General features: G+C 36.5%; 1 pseudogene. It reads left to right on the top strand.

Annotated elements, in window-relative coordinates:
• Positions 1 to 16: 16 nt before the first annotated feature.
• Positions 17 to 283, top strand: a pseudogene (locus tag CWB66_RS21270) (transposase); the annotation flags it as partial.
• Between the last annotated feature and the right edge of the window lie 101 nt (positions 284 to 384).

The raw sequence follows: 384 nt of genomic DNA on the forward strand, positions 1-384 counted from the left end.
AAATTTGGGTGAAAAAATGACGAAATTAAAACGCGCAACATATTCAGCGGCAATTAAATTAGAAACGGCTCAGCTTGTAGTAGACCAAGGTTATACGCAAGAAGATGCAGCCAAAGCGATGGGTGTTGGTAAATCAACCGTCAGTAAATGGGTAACTCAATTAAAGCAAGAACGTAATGGTCAGACGCCCTTAGCTTCACCAATGACGCCCGAACAAATTGAAATCCGTGAGCTTAAAAAGCAAATACAACGCATTGAATTAGAAAAGGATATATTAAAAAAGGCTACGGTGAATTCAATAGGTCAATGCAACACCTTATAATTGATTATTAATTAGGTAGTTATGACTGACTTATCAAAACGTGGTTTAAGTGATATTGAAAT

Source organism: Pseudoalteromonas sp. S558 (assembly GCF_005886635.1).
Taxonomy (GTDB): Bacteria; Pseudomonadota; Gammaproteobacteria; order Enterobacterales; family Alteromonadaceae; genus Pseudoalteromonas; species Pseudoalteromonas aliena.